Below are 15,982 nucleotides of genomic sequence, written 5' to 3' on the forward strand. Positions count from 1 at the left end.
TATATGAAGCCAGATCGACCCCGGCGTACGAATAAGCATCAGAGACTCCGATAATAAGAATTATTCGCATCAAATAGAAGGCAACAGATTTCTCTGTCAATCTAGTTGCATATGATTATCATTTGCGATATAGAATCGGACAGGTGCCGGGCGGAGTGCGGTATGGGGGGCATATGTTCACGGGCCTGGCACCACACTATCAAGAGACAATCTGCAAAACCGGCATATATGGCGGGGGAAACAGAGCTATGACAGTTGATCTAAAACCAGCGCTTACCATGGTGCTGCGGCAGGGAACCCATGCCGCGCATGATCGGTTAGACAAGCGAATGACAGCGCTGAATCTGTTTTCAAGCCATGACCGGTATCAGATATTTTTAGCAGTACAGTATCTGTTTCATCGTGATATTTCCGATATCTATAGTCGTGCGGATGTTGCGGCCCTTCTGCCTGATATACAGAACAGAAATCGGCTGAAATTGATTGAGCAAGACATGCAAGATCTCTGTGTGCCCTATCCTATGGTGCGGAAAACACCGCCTGTTGTTGGTACACTGTCTGCGGCGATTGGCTGGCTGTATGTTGCTGAAGGGTCAAAACTTGGGGCAAATGTTCTTGCAAAACGTGTGCAGGATATTGGGCTGACAGACAATTTTGGTGCACGCCATCTGGCAGCAGACGCGCAAGGCCGGTCGCAGTCATGGACTGGGTTCAAGGCTGCGGTAGATGCACTGGAGTGGGATGTCGCAACCAGCCTGCGTCATGCTGAAGCCGCCTTTGACCGGGTGACGATGCATCTGAACCGCTGCGAGCCTTACTTACAAGCAGCCTGATTACATTATATTCTATACGTCTAGAGAAAAGATTTTTACCGGATATGGAAAAATACAAAGAATACTCTATCTCGCGTCGTGTTATGTTGGCCGGGGTAGGGGCGGGTCTGGTTGCCGCTTTTGGCGGGGCGGCAGCCAGCACACTTCCAAAGAAAGATATTACAGATTGCAGGGGGCGACGTGTTGCGCTTGGGGCGGCTAATCGCATTGCCTGTATTGGTGGCGCAATAACCGAAACACTGTACGATCTCGGGGCGCAGAACCGTATTGTTGCTGTAGATACAACCAGCACATGGCCACCCGAAGCCCTTCAGACTAAAAAATCCCTTGGCTATATGAGAACCATTTCAGTTGAAGGTGTCCTGTCGCTTCAGCCTGACCTTGTTCTGAGTCTGAATGATGCAGGCCCTGCGACAGCAATTGATCAGCTTATTGCGTCGCCGGTGCCGGTGGTTATGGTGGCATCCAAACCCACACCTGACACAATACTGGATCGAACCCGCTTTCTGGCAGATGTTGTGCAATGCCAGAAGGAAGGGAGCGTTTTGTGCCAGTCTATAGAGAAGGGTTTCCAAACTCTGTCAGACTGGCGCGCAAAACTTCCAGCCGAGAAAACACGCGTTATTTTTGTTATGAGCATGCAAAACGGACGCCCTATGGTGGCCGGAACCGGCACGGCCGCAGACAGCATGATTGCGCTGACAGGATGCATCAATGCCGCGGGCACAATGCAGGGTTATAAAACACTGAATGATGAAGCGCTAATTCCTCTGGCTCCTCAGGTTGTCTTGTTAATGGAGCAAAGCGGTGCCCACATTCAGGCCGAAATGCTAAAATCTGCTGCGTTCAAACAAACCCCCGCTGGAAAAAACGCCCGGTTTGTGCAGATGGAAGGGGGGCGGATGCTTGGCTTTGGTCCGCGTACGCCACAAACTGCGTTTGAACTGGCACAAAAAATCAATGCCAGTCTGCCCCCTGCGTAAGCTGAGTCTGACGGGATGAGCCAGAAGATCTTTTTTCTTTTGTTTCTCCTTGTGTGTTTTGTGGCATCCGTTCTTTTATCACTGAATATCGGTGCGACGCATATTCCGTTGTGGGCTGTCATGACAGGTGGTCATGATCTGTTTCTTGCAAAAGAAGTCATTTTGCAAATTCGTGCACCACGCGTTTTCATGGCCGCACTGACAGGGGCGGCATTAGGCGGAGCCGGTGCCATTATGCAGGGGTTGTTCCGTAATCCGTTGGCAGACCCAGGGCTGATCGGTGTTTCTTCTGGTGCTGGGCTGGTTACATCGCTTCTGATTGTTTTAGGTGTAGCCGATACGCTTCCTGTCTCGTATGGATTGTGGGTGCTTCCATTAGGGGGGATGTTAGGTGGCTTTGGGGCGACATTGCTGCTCTACGCGTTTGCACGCAAACAGGGGCAAACATCCATTAGTACCATTCTGCTGGCGGGCGTTGCATTTTCTGCATTCTGTGGTGCGTTAACCGGTATTTTGGTTTTTCGCGCCAATGACCAGGCACTGCGTGATATCACGTTCTGGACCATGGGCAGTCTGGCCGGGATGAACTGGTCACGGGTGCTTCTTGTTGTGCCATTTTTCTGTATTTCTCTTTTAAGTTCCATCACCATCACAAAACCACTCAATGCCATGCTTCTTGGTGAAGCTGATGCTGCTTTAATGGGGTTTCCGGTTGAACGGACAAAGCAGCTTGCCATGCTGGCCTCTGCCGCGTCTGTTGGGGCATCCGTGTCTCTGGTCGGCGCTATTGGCTTTATCGGTGTGGTGGTGCCACATCTGGTGCGTCTGGTAACCGGGCCTGATTATCGATGGGTGTTGCCCGGCAGCGTGACACTCGGCGCATGTTTGCTGGTGGTGTCAGATGCTGTAGCGCGTGTTGTTGCTGCACCGGCTGAAGTGCCTGTTGGTATTATAACGGCGCTGGTAGGTTCGCCTATTTTTGTCTGGATGCTGGTACGGTCACATAAGGGAAACGCATCCTTATGATAGTTCGTCTTGAAGAAAGTGGTGTTAGCAAACAGAATAAAATACTTCTGTCATCGCTTTATCTGTCCATAAAACCGGGTGAAGTCATGGCTATTGTCGGGCCGAATGGCGCGGGAAAAAGCACATTACTGAAACTGATGAGTGGTAGCATGATGCCGACAACAGGCACGGTGTGGCTGGGTGATCGGAACATGGCAGATTTTAGTGCCATGGAACTGGCCCAGCACAGGGCTGTTTTGGCGCAGGATTGTGTGACAACAGCTTGCTTCCCGGTGCAAGATATGGTTGCTATGGGCCTGACCTATACCGGAAAGCACCTGACGCGGCCAAAGCAGAACAAGCTTATCGAAAATGTGCTTGCCCAAGTTGGTCTGGCTGAATTTGCCCAGCGGGACGTAACAACCCTATCGGGTGGGGAGCGCCAGCGGGCTCATCTTGCGCGTGTTCTGGCCCAGTTACAGGGCAGCGAGGCCCATTATGGACCGGGTCTTCTGCTACTGGATGAACCACTGGCGGCGCAGGATCTGGCCCATCAAAAACTGATTATGGACAGTGCATTACGGCATGCAGCAAAAGGCGGCAGTGTTGTTGTTGTATTGCATGACCTGAACTGGGCTGCTGCCTGCGCGGATATGGTCGTCGTTCTGTCAAAGGGCCGCCTGCATGCCCAAGGTTCCCCCGTTGAGATACTGAACACACGGCTTCTGGCCGATGTGTTCGGGGTGCAATCACGACATTATGTGATGCACGAAGAAACAGGTCGCCCTTTTATTATTCCGCACGATCTGATGAAACAGTCATCTTTTACAGCCTGAAAGGAAGACAACTATGTATATTGCCATGAACCGCTTTCGTGTTCATCCTGACCATGAAGAGGCATTTAAAAAACGTTGGCTTGACCGAGAAGTTCTTTTGAAAACAGTTCCGGGTTTTGAAAGTTTTCAATTTTTGCAAGGCCCACGATATGAAGACTATGTTCTGTATGCGTCTCATACCGTGTGGGAATCCTACGACGCATTTATTGGCTGGACAAAGTCAGAACAGTTTCGGGCAGCGCACGCCAATGCAGGGGAAGGGAAGCCGTTGACAGTTGGTCCACCTGTTTTTGAAGGGTTTCAGGTTCTTCAAAACATCACCAACTGATTTTTCAAGAAGCTGCATATTGATAAAATATGCAGCTATATGAATTTGTTATTTTAAGTATCAAGCCCTGTATGGCGGTCAATATGACCAAGGTCGCGTTCCGGGGCAATAATGGCGCGGACTCTGCGCTTTAATTCCTTGGCGTCAGGAAAGCCACCATCGTTTTTTCTTTCCCATATCGTCTGGTTTTCCACCTGGTTTTCCACCTGGATTTCAAAGTGGCCGCCAGTATCAGGTATCAAAGCGACTTCTCCTACATCCTGACCAAACGTTGAGAGAAGCTCCTGCGCCATCCATCCGGCCCGAAGAAGCCAGTTACATTGGGTGCAATATCTTATGGAAATGCGAGGTTTGGTAGAATTGGGTGCTGTCATCGTTCTCTCTCCTGTCTGTTGTCCAGCTGCTGTTTGTTGAAATTTGGAAAGACAGATCAGGAGTGTAATGCAAAGCTGCTAAAATAACAGAGAGTGTGGCGGGACACTTGAAATGGCTACCCACGCACAGTTCTGAATGGGTAGCCGATACAATAACAATAATTAGTAAGTTACGCGTAAATTAAGGTAAAAATTACGTCCCGGTTCCGGAAAGCCTGAAACCATCTGGTAGTTCTGGTCAAGCAGGTTGCTGGCGTTTGCCCCTATCTGTAGCCGCGGCGTAATCTGATAATCAACGCGCGCCGCGATATTGACGTTATGGCCGGTACGGAAATAGGCTGTCCCCGCAGTATTGGTTGTCCACCGGTTAGACGCGATATCGACACTGGGGACAAAGCGCAGATGCCGTATTGGCTTCCATTCCGCATAGACAAAGGCCTTATGGGTTGGCACATCGGTAGGCCGCGTGATGGCTGAAACGGTATCGTTAATATCTTGATGGATATATGTATAATTTCCGCCAACCAAAAGTTTTTTGGTAACAGGAAGGGCAACTGAAATCTCGGCCCCCATATAATTGGCGTTATTCACGTTTCTGCTTTGCGTGACTGCTACACCATTATAAATCATGGGGAATGACGTAATAAGGTCAGTCAGGTGTGAATAGAACAACGCCCCTTCAACTTCGACGCGCCCAAACGTGTGTGCCCCGCCAATTTCATAATTCTGGGTTCGTTCCGGGCGCAGGCCAGGGTTTGAAACGGCCCCACCAAAGCGGGTGCTGAAACGTTCAAAAAGAGTGGGGAAACGTACCCGGTCAGAAACACTGATATGAAGTTCTGATTTGGCGTCTGGCTGCCAACTTAACCGAGCCTGCCCGTTGGGTGCGCCCCGGTTTTTAACAGGGTACTGAATAAGTGTGGTTCCTGATGCGCCTTCTGCGTGGTCAAGAACACGCCAGTCATAACTGACACCGGTTTGAAGCGATAATGTTGGCAGAATATGGAAGGTATTTTCGCCTGCTATGCTGTAACTTTGTTCGACAGATGATGCTTCAGGTTGCCATCCGCCACCGGGAAAAGTCTGTTGCAGTTCATGATGCTGATCCAGCCGCCCATAAAATGCGATGCCGAATGTATCCCGTGCCGAAAGTTCGGCCTCCAGTCGAGCCGATCCGCCCCATGCTGCGTCATTATAATAGCTGTTAAAGGCTTTGGGTTTGGTCTGCGTTGTTTCAGTTGAATCATCAAAGCTGCGCAAAAGATTATAAAACGTATTCCTGTAAAGCTTTGTTTTCAGGACCAGATGGCGGCCCAGTGCCGTGCGACCTGTTAAAGACAGGCTGTCCAGATTCCACGCAGGCCAAGTCCAGTTTCTTTGAATGGAGATGGGATCAACAACTGAAAAAGGCGCACGTTTTTCGCCCTCCTGCCGCGTATAGTTTACGGTATATTCATCAGTTTCATTGGGTGTAAAACCAATTTTCGCATTCACTCGCCAGTCGAGTGAGTCAGACAGCAGGCGCTTGCCTTTGCCCTGTGTGGCAGTGGGCGTGAAGTTTGATGAAAGATCGGTATGGTCAACGTCATTGCGGGCAAAGCTTGCTTGTGCGTACCATTTTTCATGCTTGGTACCCACAAGTGCGAACACATTATATCCTCCGTATTCCCCCGCATGCCCCAAGGCGGAGCCGCCCCGTACTTCTACTTCCAGTTCCTTGCGGGGCGCGCGCGTTACCAGATTGACCATGCCGCCCATGGCATCTGGTCCGTCCAGTACCGAGGCATATCCTTTTGCAATCTGAATTTCAGCAATGTCAGGCGTCAAGAACCGTCCATAATCAAGTCGGTTATCAGCCGGCAGGTAAATACGAATACCGTCAACCAATACAGGCACCTGAAAACGATTGAAGCCGCGCACCATGATAGTACGTTCGTTCCGGGAGCCGCCTGTGTTGGCGGAATTGACACCCGGTATCAGATTGATGGCCTGATCAAGGGTAGTTTTATTGAAGATATACATGGCTTCAGATGACAGCGTTGAACTGCCAATCAGCATGCTTGGTTCATGGTGTCCGTAAACCGTGATTTCACCGGGAGTATAGGTATCCCCTCTGTTGGGCTTTGTCTGGACCACAGACGTGCTTGAAGGGATTGTTGCTCGTTTTATGACGGATGTAGGGGCAGAGGATGGCTGACTGTTCTGACCTGTGCGAGGCGTCTGCTGTGCTGCTGTTGCGGGTGCTACAGGCGCAAGGCTGTCAGCATGTGCTCTTTTCTCGTCAGTGTAAGTGAGAGTGGTCGCGACAAGAGCCGAGACCACCAACCGAGCCGGATGGTGGATTGCCATGGACGTCCTACGTTGCTGTAATGTATATAAACAAATATAGACAAAATGCCTGAGAGACAATCATGAAGCGTATAAATCTGGTATTAGGGGCGGCTGTTTTGGGTTTTGCTGTGACGGGCAATCCCGCATGGGCGGATAAAAAAGCCTGCACACCCGGCATGTACACACTACCTGCCGATTTGTCTGGTTGGGCTACACCAGCCGTTATGACGGCGGCGCGCACCCCGCAGGATCTTTCAAAATCCCAGATTGAGGCAGGTAAGGCTGTTCGCCTGCAATTGGCCCCGACACCGGATTTACAGTTTGTGCTTCGCCCCAATGAACCCGGTGGCAGCGTAAGTTCAGCCGGAATGGTGGGCTTTGCTGTTGCAAAAAAAGGCACATACCGGGTGATGCTGGGTGGCCGCGCCTGGATTGATGTGGTGCAGAACGGGCATGCCGTGGATTCTACAGCGCATCATCACGGGCCGGAATGTTCTGGCATAGGGAAAATGGTTGATTTCACCCTTGATGAAGGAACGGCTGTTTTGCAGTTAAGTGGGAGTGGGAAAAAAGAACTGACCGTGATGCTGGTTTCTGTGCCCTGATGCGGGGTTGGCGTGCGTGCGTCTTTTTGTGGGCGGGGGTACTGGTTGCTTTGGTGGATGCAAGAGCAGACACCATTCCGTCACCCCAGCAGACAGCGCAAACTGAGTTGGGTCGGTATCTGTTTTATGATGCTGACCTTTCACAAGATGGCAGTATCTCTTGCGCAACGTGCCATGAACAGAAACACGCTTTTGCTGATGGTAATAAAACGCACCCCGGTGTTACGGATGATGCAGGGATACGTAATGTGCCCTCTTTGGCTAATGTCGGGTCATTTCACACACTGACATGGATTGACCAGCACCTGACTACCTTGGAACAGCAGTTTTTTGTTCCGGTATTTGGCCATACTCCAGTTGAAATGGGGATGATCAATCGGCAGGAAATGGTAGTGCGTGTCGCGGGTAAAGCCTGCTATAAAGCATTATTTGCCAAAGCTTTTCCTGACCAGTCACCACATATTTCGTCAAAAACGATTGCTCAGGCTGTTGCGGCTTTTGAACGCACATTGGTCAGCCGACAGGCCGTGTGGGATTTACCAGACCATGGACAAAGTCTTCAGTCTGAAACACAAAAAATGGGGGCTACGTTATTTTTCGGCAAAGCGCATTGCAGTCGCTGTCATGCGCCACCGTTATTTACGGACCAGAAATTTTATAGACTGGTAGCCGCTGATAGAACACAGATCAGAACACCTTCTTTGCGGAATATTCAGGTTACAGCACCCTATTTTCATGATGGTTCTGCCTCAACATTGAAAGAAGCCATATCGGCGCACGGGTTGGCGCATAATTTAACCGAGCAAGAGACGAATAATCTTACTGATTTTCTTCAGCTTTTAACGGACCGAACGTTTCTGACAAATCCCGCATTCAGTTTGCCTGCGCAAGAGTGCCGTTAAATGTCGTACATAAAAAAACGCCGGGCGAAAAACCCGGCGTTTCTGTCTTGGCCTGATTGGGAGAAAATCAGAATTCGACGCTTGCGCTCCCCATGACCATAAAGGGTGCTGCAATAGAAAATGTGCTGCTACCCGCCTTGATTTTGCTGCCATAAACACCTGTGGTTGCCAGGCCGTTTGCTGCTGTGCCGTTTACAAAGCCCAGATAGTGCTGGTCTGTAATGTTACGCAGGTTCAGGCGCAGGGTAGGGGACTTCAGCGGCCCCCAGTTACGGAAGCGGTAACCAGCATTGATGTTCATGGTCAGATAACCGGGAATATGCTGGTCGTTGGTGAAGGAAGAATACTGCCTTGCAACGTATTTCAGGCTGTAGCCGCCAAACAGATGGCCGTCATCATAATCAAGGTTGAAGCCAATCTGGTATTTCGGGGTCTGCGGTGCAAACTTGCCTTTACTGAACACGTAATCACTGCCGCTGCCAGCAGCTACGTTACTGTCCGTCCGAGCATTGATGTATTCAGCCGAGAAGTAAGGGCGCAGGTGATAGAGAATGGGGCGTGTGCCGACTTCCAGATCCACACCATCGGCGTGTGAATTGCCGCCGTTGATGCTGCGGCTGTAGTAATCACCATTCGGCATAGTGACGGTCTGCTGATACAGCCGGTTAGTGAAGTTATAGTGGAAGTAGGTGATGGAGCTCATCACCGTTGGGCCCTGATAACGCCAGCCAAATTCTTCAGAAATTGAAATTTCCGGTTTCATGTTGGCGTTAGCATGCGTGGAATAACCACTGCCGGCAGAATACGCGCCGGAATCATACAAAGACGTATTCATGGGAATACGGAAGTTTGTTGTGGACGATGCAAAAAGCTGGTTTTCATCGTTGATTTTGAATCGGATAGAGGCAGCGGGAAGCGGCTGCTGCCATGACCCGTTGATGTACGGACCCGTCGATGTATCAGGCAGGAAGTTATGCCCCTGACGGTTCACAACGGTATATTTCAGACCTGCTTCAAGCGTCAGGCGATCATGCAGCAGGGACAGGCTGTCTGCAATGAACATGGTGTGGATACGGGTTTGCGTGAGTGAATCACGATACATTGCGGTCTGGCCATTGGCCAACACCAGGTTGGGGCCGCTCCCCATCAGATCTTCCGGTTTGCCTGTTGCATAATCAATCATGCTGTAAGGGCCAGTCTGAATCTGCTTTGAATATTCAAACCAGTAACCGATAGACAGACGGTTGATGCCAGTATGCAGTGTTAGTTTGGTCACGGCACCCGGACGGTACGTCTGTGTGTTTGATGGATTATACAGCAGCAGGGATTTAGCGTTGCTGCTTGAAGCATTATACGGACCAATAGAGCCGGTCATGGTCTGGGAACCATATTGCTGCTTGGTCAGATCTTCACTGTAAGCGCCGCCGCCGTTACCGTTGCCGTACCAGAAATACGGTGTTTCGGTCAGGGTCAGATTATCTGTCAGCGTAAAGGTTGATGGAGCGCTGGCGTAAATGTTGGTGAATGGGTTGCGGTGTAGCTGGTAATAGTTTTTGTCAGGGTGCTTGGGGTCCCACTTTGAAGAGTAGGAGTTATAAATACCCGTCTTTTTCCAAGTATCCATGTAGGTCGACGGGAACATCACGCCGGTGGACTGATTTCCGACCAGAGAGAAGGAGACAACGTTCCCCTTGCCCCAGGCGCTGACCCATTTGGTTTCACCGTGCATTTTATTCTGGCCACCGGGGCCACGCCATGATTCTTGAACAGCGTCAGAAAAAGAAACATACCCGCGCACATTGGTGTTGCCAACGTAACCCGTGTCCAGACGGCCAAAAATACGGCGTGCATTATAGTTGCCGTATGATCCAACAAGTTTGCCGCCCAAGCGCTCTTTCGGGTTCAGCAGATACATATTGACCGCACCACCTGTGGCGCTGATGTGCGGGCTGTCCAGATCAGCCGAGCCCTGCTCCACGTTAATGGAGCGCAGGTTTTCCGGGTCAACGATTTCCTGCGGATAAACGGCATAGCTGCCGATATCATTGATCGGGAAGCCTTCAAGCGTAAAACCGATCTGGCTTTCTGTCAGGCCGCGCATGGTCATATGGCCGCCTGAAAGACCCATAGGGTCAGTGGATGTGGTGTTCACACCCGGCAGCATTTCGATCAGCTGCATGGGGTTCAGGCCCGCACCCTGCTTTTCAATATATTCGGACGTTATGGTTGAGCGGGACTTCGCTGCGTCTTCTTTGATCATCAGGCCGCCGCCAACCTGCCGGTGACGTGACCCCTTCACATCCAGATTTTCTGGAGCCTGATCGGTCGGGGCTGTTGCCCCCATCATGGACGGGGCGCTGACAGAAGCTTTGGCGGATTTAACGGACTGTGCAGGGGCTCCGCTATTGCTGGAGGAGGCAGCAGGGGCTGCCATCACAGCAGTCGGAACAGCAAACCCAATCAAAGCAGAAGTCGTGAGAAGGCGACGCGTAAAGAAGGACATATGCACTCTGTTCAAATCAGACGGCGGGGCGGAAGCAATGACCCGACCGGAAGCCAGGATATGCTTAGTCCTCACATGGACGTGAGCGCGTCATTACGACAAAACAACATGTAAGTTTATTGCAGATTCATGACTGGGATGTGTTTGATGCAGGCATGTGGCTATCACGCCACAGGGTGTGGAACGCAAGTGCCACACATTTTGTTTGTTTTTTCAAATGAAAACTTTAAGTGTCCGTATCGGAATGGGTGTGAGGCGTAATAAAAATGATATTGCTATAGAAATTATCCAAATGCTTTATTATTTTGATAAGTAATTGTGGTAAATACTGTTTATGGTGATTGGGCACGAATATAGACACAATAAATTAGATCAGCGTCCGTAATTTTTTCGGTTGTCGAGAGTAAATCAGAGTGTGTTGGTGTCCACGGCGGGATTCGAACCCACGGCCCCAGGATTCATCCCACTTCGGTTTTCACCGCCATGCCACCGGGCAGAACCCCGCTAACATGTTCGTGGTCTGGACTGTCCCTTTACCTTAGGCCAAAGGCCCTTAGGTACCGCCCGTCCAGTCTCTACACCTTCTGATCCATAGATCAGCTTGGCTCGGGATTGGCACGACCCAACAGGGTCAGAGCGTTCCCCGACTTTGAGCGGATACACCACACCGTTTCCGATTGTGGCGCCCAATTATATAGGAATCCTGTGCTCTATCCTACTGAGCTACGTGGACACACTCGCTCATCTATACTGAAAGCTTTGGTGGGAGCAAGAGTGCAGCAGCAGCACGGAAGGTTCGACTGAAAGGGGATCGGTCCGAATCCTACATTTCTCTCTGTCTGGCGGCCTTCTATGATGAAGGATGCTGCTCTGGGATGAAGGGGTGTGTTTTGATGCCTCATCGACGGGCCGCGCGTGCGGACTTTGCTGTCAGGGTTGCCACATAGCGTTTACAGAGCAATTGATCGGGTGCGCCTGTCTGTTTGCACGCAAGCTCAAGCGCTTGAGTATCTTTAAGCGCCTCCGTCAGGGCGGGGAGGGACCAGAGTTCGATAGCCCGGTTAAAACTGGCTGTCCGTTTGAAAAAGACCGGTGGCTTGAGCCCTTTTATGGCATCTCCCCGGCTTTCCCCATCCGCCATTGCGGCCCGAACACGACGCAGGCGGTGCAGATGGCTTAAAAAAGCACGGGCAATGGTAATAGGGCTTGTCCCTTCTGCCAGTGCGCGTTCAATGGCGAGATCCGCCTCTGCCCGTCGGCCTTCCGTGGCGGCAAAGGCCGCATCCTCAATCGATACGCTTCCGGCATCGCCAATACAGGCATGCACGTCATCCAGCGTCAGGGTTCCGGTATCTCCGGCATAAAGAGCGAGTTTTTCAACTTCGCTTCGGGCAGCGCCCCGGTCTGCCCCCAGTCTGCCAGTTAACCAATGCAGGGCATCGGGTTCTATCCGCACAGTGTGGGATGCCAGCATCTGTGTAATGGTTGCCTCAAGCGTGCGCCCTTCTTCCGGGTAGCAGCCGACACTGGCGCAATCTTGTCGTTTTTCAAGCAGGGCACGCAGTTTGGACCGAGATGGCAGGCCCGGTGCTTCCAACACGACCAATGTATCGGTTGGCTGTTCAAGCACATTTGTTACTGCTTTCAGCAGCGTGTCAGACGCATCACGCACACGCACAACACGTCGGCCGCCCATCAGCGAAAGGGCGGTTGCTTCTTCTTCCAGCCGATCATGCGTTTCCTTGTCCAGCACGGAAACACGAAATGGGTCGTCAGTAGTCCCGGCAATCTGACGCACGGCGTCCTGTGCTCGTTCCCTGATCAGCCCTGTATCGTCCCCGTGCAGCAGAATGACACGCCATGCGCCCGGATCACGCGTCACACGGGGGAGAGAGCGGGCATCAATTTTCATGGGCCAGCTTTCGCCCCTTCAGAACTTATAACGAACCCGCATTCGGGGCATTCCGGCCAGTCGCCATATCCGGAATGGCATCTGCGCCTTCCTGCTCCATCGGGGTTTCTTTTTCAGAATCCGGAATTGCATTGGGGATGGGATAATAGGCCCGTGGTCCCTGGTCCCTGCGCTGGGAGGGTTTGGCATGGGTGCGGAACCATGTTGCAACCTGCTGCGTCACTTGGTCGGCCAAGGTCTGGGCTACACGCCCGGTAGCAGTTTCACTATTCAGGGTCTGGGCAAAATACTGTTCGTATGTGCTTGTATAGCCATCAAGAGCAGACGCATCTCCCTGCGCCAGCAATTTGGGATATTGTTCAACCGTCAGCAGTTGCCAGTGCGCATGGGCATTCATGCGCACCCGACCAGACGTATTGTCTGAATGGATATCAATGGATTCCTGCCCGAAGGAGGGCTGGACAATCAGGGTATAACCATCAGGATTTTCCGGTCCGTCCCCGGCCATATTCTCTTGCAACGCCAGACGAAGCTGCTGGCCAGACCGCTCTGGTATGTTGGCAACGTAAACCCGCTTCAGTTCGGCTTCGGGCGCGGTTTGTCCTTTTTGCTCGCCATATAATGGCTGAAACCCGCAGCCGCTGAGCGCAACGGGCAGAGCCAATAAGGGCAGCGCAGTGAAAGGAAGCGCCAGAATTGTTCTGAAAGAGCGGGGTTTTTGCATCAGCCTGCCGTTACAAAGTTCACAATGCGGTTTGGCACATGCACACGTTTGACAATACGCTTGCCTTCCAGCAGGCGGGCCACATTGGGTTCGGATTCTGCACGGGCCACCACGGCATCCTTATCTTCATCCGGTGCGGCTTCAATCGTGCCGCGCAGTTTACCCATGATCTGCACTGCAATGGTCACCTGTGTGGCAACCAGCAGGCTGGGGTCTGCTTCTGGCCAAGGCAGATCAACAACCATTGTGTTGCCCGGTTCAAGCAGGGCATACATTTCTTCCGCCAGATGCGGCATCATGGGGGCGCACAACAGACAGAGCGTGCGGGCGGCTTCACGTCGTGCGAAGTCCATGCCGGTGACGTCAGCCGTTTTCTCGGCATCGGACAGGGCAGATGTCAGTTCGTGAATACGGGCAACGGCCACGTTAATGGCAAAGCCTTCAAGCGCTTCTGTTACAGCCGCAATGGTACGGTGCGTGGCGCGGCGCAAGGCATCAGCCTGTGGTGCAATCTCTGCCGGGCAGGCAGGCTGCGCAGGCACGGATTGCGCTACGGCCCGCACCAGACGGAACAACCGTTGAGAGAAACGGGCAGCCCCGGCAACGCCCGCTTCCGTCCATTCCATATCGCGTTCTGGCGGGCTGTCTGACAGCACGAACCAGCGGGCCGTATCTGCACCAAAGCGGTCAATAATGGCTACAGGGGCCACGGTATTCCGCTTTGATTTCGACATTTTTTCAACACGGCCCACAGTCACCGGTTCATCGGTGCCGCGTTTGACGGCTGCGTCTCCGTTCAGTTCCACTTCTTCAGGGTACAGCCAGTTTCCGGCTGCATCCTTATAGCTTTCGTGGCTGACCATGCCCTGTGTAAACAGACCGGCAAAGGGTTCGCTTACATCCAGATGCCCGGTTTTCTGCATGGCGCGGGTGAAGAAGCGGGCATAAAGCAGGTGCAGAATGGCGTGTTCAATCCCGCCAATATACTGGTCAACAGCCAGCCAGCCGTCAGCGGCATCACGTACCGTGGGGGTGGGCGCTTGTGGGGCCGTAAAGCGCGCAAAATACCAGGAGCTATCAACAAACGTATCAAACGTATCGGTTTCTCTGGTGGCAGGCTTGCCGCATTTCGGGCAGTCCACATGTTTCCACGTGGGGTGGTGGTCTAGCGGGTTGCCGGGTTTATCAAACGTCACATCTTCGGGGAGTTCTACCGGAAGCTGATCATCCGGCACAGCGACCGCACCACAACTTTCGCAGTGGATCACCGGAATGGGGCAACCCCAGTAACGCTGGCGGGAAACGCCCCAGTCACGCAGACGCCAGTTGGTTACACCGTTGCCCACACCCATGCCTTCAAGGCGTGTAATGGCTTCGCGCCGGGCATCATCTGTTGACAGGCCATCAAGGAAGCCGGAGTTGATCATGACACCATCGCCCGTATAGGCCGTGTTGGTGACGGTGAAATCAGCTTCATCCTTGCTCGGTGGCAGCACAACCGGGGTAACGGGCAGGGCATATTTATGCGCGAAGTCCAGATCGCGCTGATCCCCAGACGGGCACCCGAACAGTGCCCCCGTGCCGTAATCCATCAGCACGAAATTAGCGATCCAGATGGGGAAGCTTTGGTCAAGGAAGGGGTGATTGACACGCAAGCCTGTGTCAAAACCGCGCTTTTCAGCCGTCTCAACTGCTTCGACTGATGTGCCGAGGCGACGACATTCCGCAATAAATTCTGCTGCTTCCGGGTTTTGCTTGCCAATCCATTCCGACAGCGGATGGTCCGCGGCAATGGCCAGAAAAGACATACCAAACAAGGTGTCGGGGCGGGTGGTAAAGACTTCAACCGCATTCAGGTTGGTATCAAGCCCCTGCGGCGGCTGATGCAGGGAAAACCGGATACGTGCGCCTTCTGACCGGCCAATCCAGCGTTCCTGCATAGTGCGGACACGGTCGGGCCAACGGTCGAGGGTCTTCAGGCCATCAAGCAGGTCTTCCGCAAAGTCGGTGATTTTCAGGAACCACTGGGAAAGCTGCTTCTTTTCAATCGGTGCGCCAGAACGCCAGCCGCAGCCGTCAACCACCTGTTCATTCGCCAGAACAGTTTGATCCACCGGATCCCAGTTGACCCAGCTTTCGCGGCGTTCAACCAATCCAGCCTGTAGAAAATCAAGGAACAGTTTCTGCTGCTTGCCATAATAATTGGGCAGACAGGTTGCAATCTCACGGTCCCAGTTCAGGGAAAACCCCAGTCGCTGCAACGTGGTGCGCATGGCGGCAATGTTGTTCAGGGTCCATTCACGAGGGTGAACGCCGCGTTCACGCGCTGCGTTTTCCGCAGGTAGACCGAACGCGTCCCACCCCATGGGGTGCAGCACCGCATAGCCACGGGCGCGTTTGTAACGGGCAATCACATCCCCCAGCGCGTAGTTGCGCACATGCCCCATGTGCAACTGCCCGGACGGATAGGGAAACATTTCCAGCACGTAGTATTTGGGGCGGTCTGCCGGGGGCACGTCAGGCACAGCAAACACATTGGCCTGATCCCATGCTTTCTGCCAACGGGGTTCGACAGACTGGAAATCATAGGAAACGGCGGCAGGTGCCGGTGTGGCAGACGTGTTGGCAGGCTGTGTCATGGAACTC

At 52.6% G+C, this 15,982-nt stretch carries 13 protein-coding genes; 7 read left to right on the forward strand and 6 right to left on the reverse strand.

Translation table 11 applies throughout. The features are described 5' to 3' along the window. The first annotated feature begins 248 nt into the window (after positions 1–248). The 5 genes from Abin_RS09015 to Abin_RS09035 are packed head-to-tail and all read left to right on the forward strand — an operon-like array spanning position 249 to position 3,985. A complete protein-coding gene (locus Abin_RS09015; RefSeq protein WP_052948199.1) occupies positions 249–833 on the forward strand; it encodes a biliverdin-producing heme oxygenase in 585 nt (194 codons plus the stop codon). Between the two features lie 44 nt (positions 834–877). Continuing rightward, positions 878–1,816, forward strand: a complete 939-nt coding sequence (locus tag Abin_RS09020) for a heme/hemin ABC transporter substrate-binding protein (RefSeq protein ID WP_255319284.1) — start codon at positions 878–880, stop codon at positions 1,814–1,816. A 60-nt stretch (positions 1,817–1,876) separates the two neighbouring features. Further along, the gene (locus tag Abin_RS09025; protein WP_306309161.1) at positions 1,877–2,842 is read left to right on the forward strand and encodes a FecCD family ABC transporter permease; all 966 of its coding nucleotides are present in this window, start codon (positions 1,877–1,879) and stop codon (positions 2,840–2,842) included. Then, positions 2,839–3,657 carry a heme ABC transporter ATP-binding protein gene (locus Abin_RS09030; RefSeq protein ID WP_048846103.1) on the forward strand — a complete coding sequence of 273 codons (819 nt, stop codon included), beginning with the start codon at positions 2,839–2,841 and terminating at the stop codon, positions 3,655–3,657. The genes Abin_RS09025 and Abin_RS09030 overlap by 4 nt, the downstream gene beginning before the upstream one ends. Positions 3,658–3,670: 13 nt before the next feature. Next, positions 3,671–3,985 (forward strand): antibiotic biosynthesis monooxygenase family protein, encoded by a 315-nt coding sequence (locus Abin_RS09035; protein WP_048846105.1) that lies wholly within the window; start codon positions 3,671–3,673, stop codon positions 3,983–3,985. A 53-nt stretch (positions 3,986–4,038) separates the two neighbouring features. On the opposite strand, the gene Abin_RS09040 is transcribed toward Abin_RS09035, so the two are convergent. Together Abin_RS09040 and Abin_RS09045 are read right to left on the reverse strand one after the other, a co-directional pair. Next, on the reverse strand, positions 4,039–4,359 hold the full coding sequence (locus tag Abin_RS09040; protein ID WP_084593557.1) for a SelT/SelW/SelH family protein: 321 nt from the start codon (positions 4,357–4,359) through the stop codon (positions 4,039–4,041). A 162-nt stretch (positions 4,360–4,521) separates the two neighbouring features. Beyond that, entirely contained in the window at positions 4,522–6,708 is a 2,187-nt protein-coding gene (locus Abin_RS09045; protein WP_084593558.1) for a TonB-dependent receptor plug domain-containing protein, read from the reverse strand. A 62-nt stretch (positions 6,709–6,770) separates the two neighbouring features. Here Abin_RS09045 and Abin_RS09050 point away from each other — a divergent pair, with 62 nt between their 5' ends. Beyond that, entirely contained in the window at positions 6,771–7,295 is a 525-nt protein-coding gene (locus Abin_RS09050) for a hypothetical protein (RefSeq protein WP_048846109.1), read from the forward strand. After that, positions 7,295–8,197, forward strand: a complete 903-nt coding sequence (locus tag Abin_RS09055; protein WP_086659051.1) for a cytochrome-c peroxidase — start codon at positions 7,295–7,297, stop codon at positions 8,195–8,197. Before Abin_RS09050 ends, Abin_RS09055 begins: the two co-directional genes overlap by 1 nt. A 67-nt stretch (positions 8,198–8,264) precedes the next feature. Here Abin_RS09055 and Abin_RS09060 read toward each other — a convergent pair whose 3' ends face one another. From Abin_RS09060 to leuS, 4 genes are all read right to left on the reverse strand, one after another. Further along, complete coding sequence (locus tag Abin_RS09060; protein WP_370684413.1) at positions 8,265–10,544, reverse strand: TonB-dependent receptor; 2,280 nt, start codon at positions 10,542–10,544, stop codon at positions 8,265–8,267. Positions 10,545–11,598: 1,054 nt separating this feature from the next. Further along, a complete protein-coding gene (holA, locus tag Abin_RS09065) occupies positions 11,599–12,612 on the reverse strand; it encodes a DNA polymerase III subunit delta (protein ID WP_048846113.1) in 1,014 nt (337 codons plus the stop codon). 25 nt (positions 12,613–12,637) lie between these two features. After that, the gene (locus tag Abin_RS09070; RefSeq protein ID WP_048846115.1) at positions 12,638–13,336 is read right to left on the reverse strand and encodes an LPS assembly lipoprotein LptE; all 699 of its coding nucleotides are present in this window, start codon (positions 13,334–13,336) and stop codon (positions 12,638–12,640) included. Further along, a complete protein-coding gene (gene leuS / locus Abin_RS09075) occupies positions 13,336–15,975 on the reverse strand; it encodes a leucine--tRNA ligase (RefSeq protein ID WP_048846117.1) in 2,640 nt (879 codons plus the stop codon). Before leuS ends, Abin_RS09070 begins: the two co-directional genes overlap by 1 nt. Between the last annotated feature and the right edge of the window lie 7 nt (positions 15,976–15,982).

Source organism: Acetobacter indonesiensis (assembly GCF_000963945.1).
Taxonomy (GTDB): Bacteria; Pseudomonadota; Alphaproteobacteria; order Acetobacterales; family Acetobacteraceae; genus Acetobacter; species Acetobacter indonesiensis.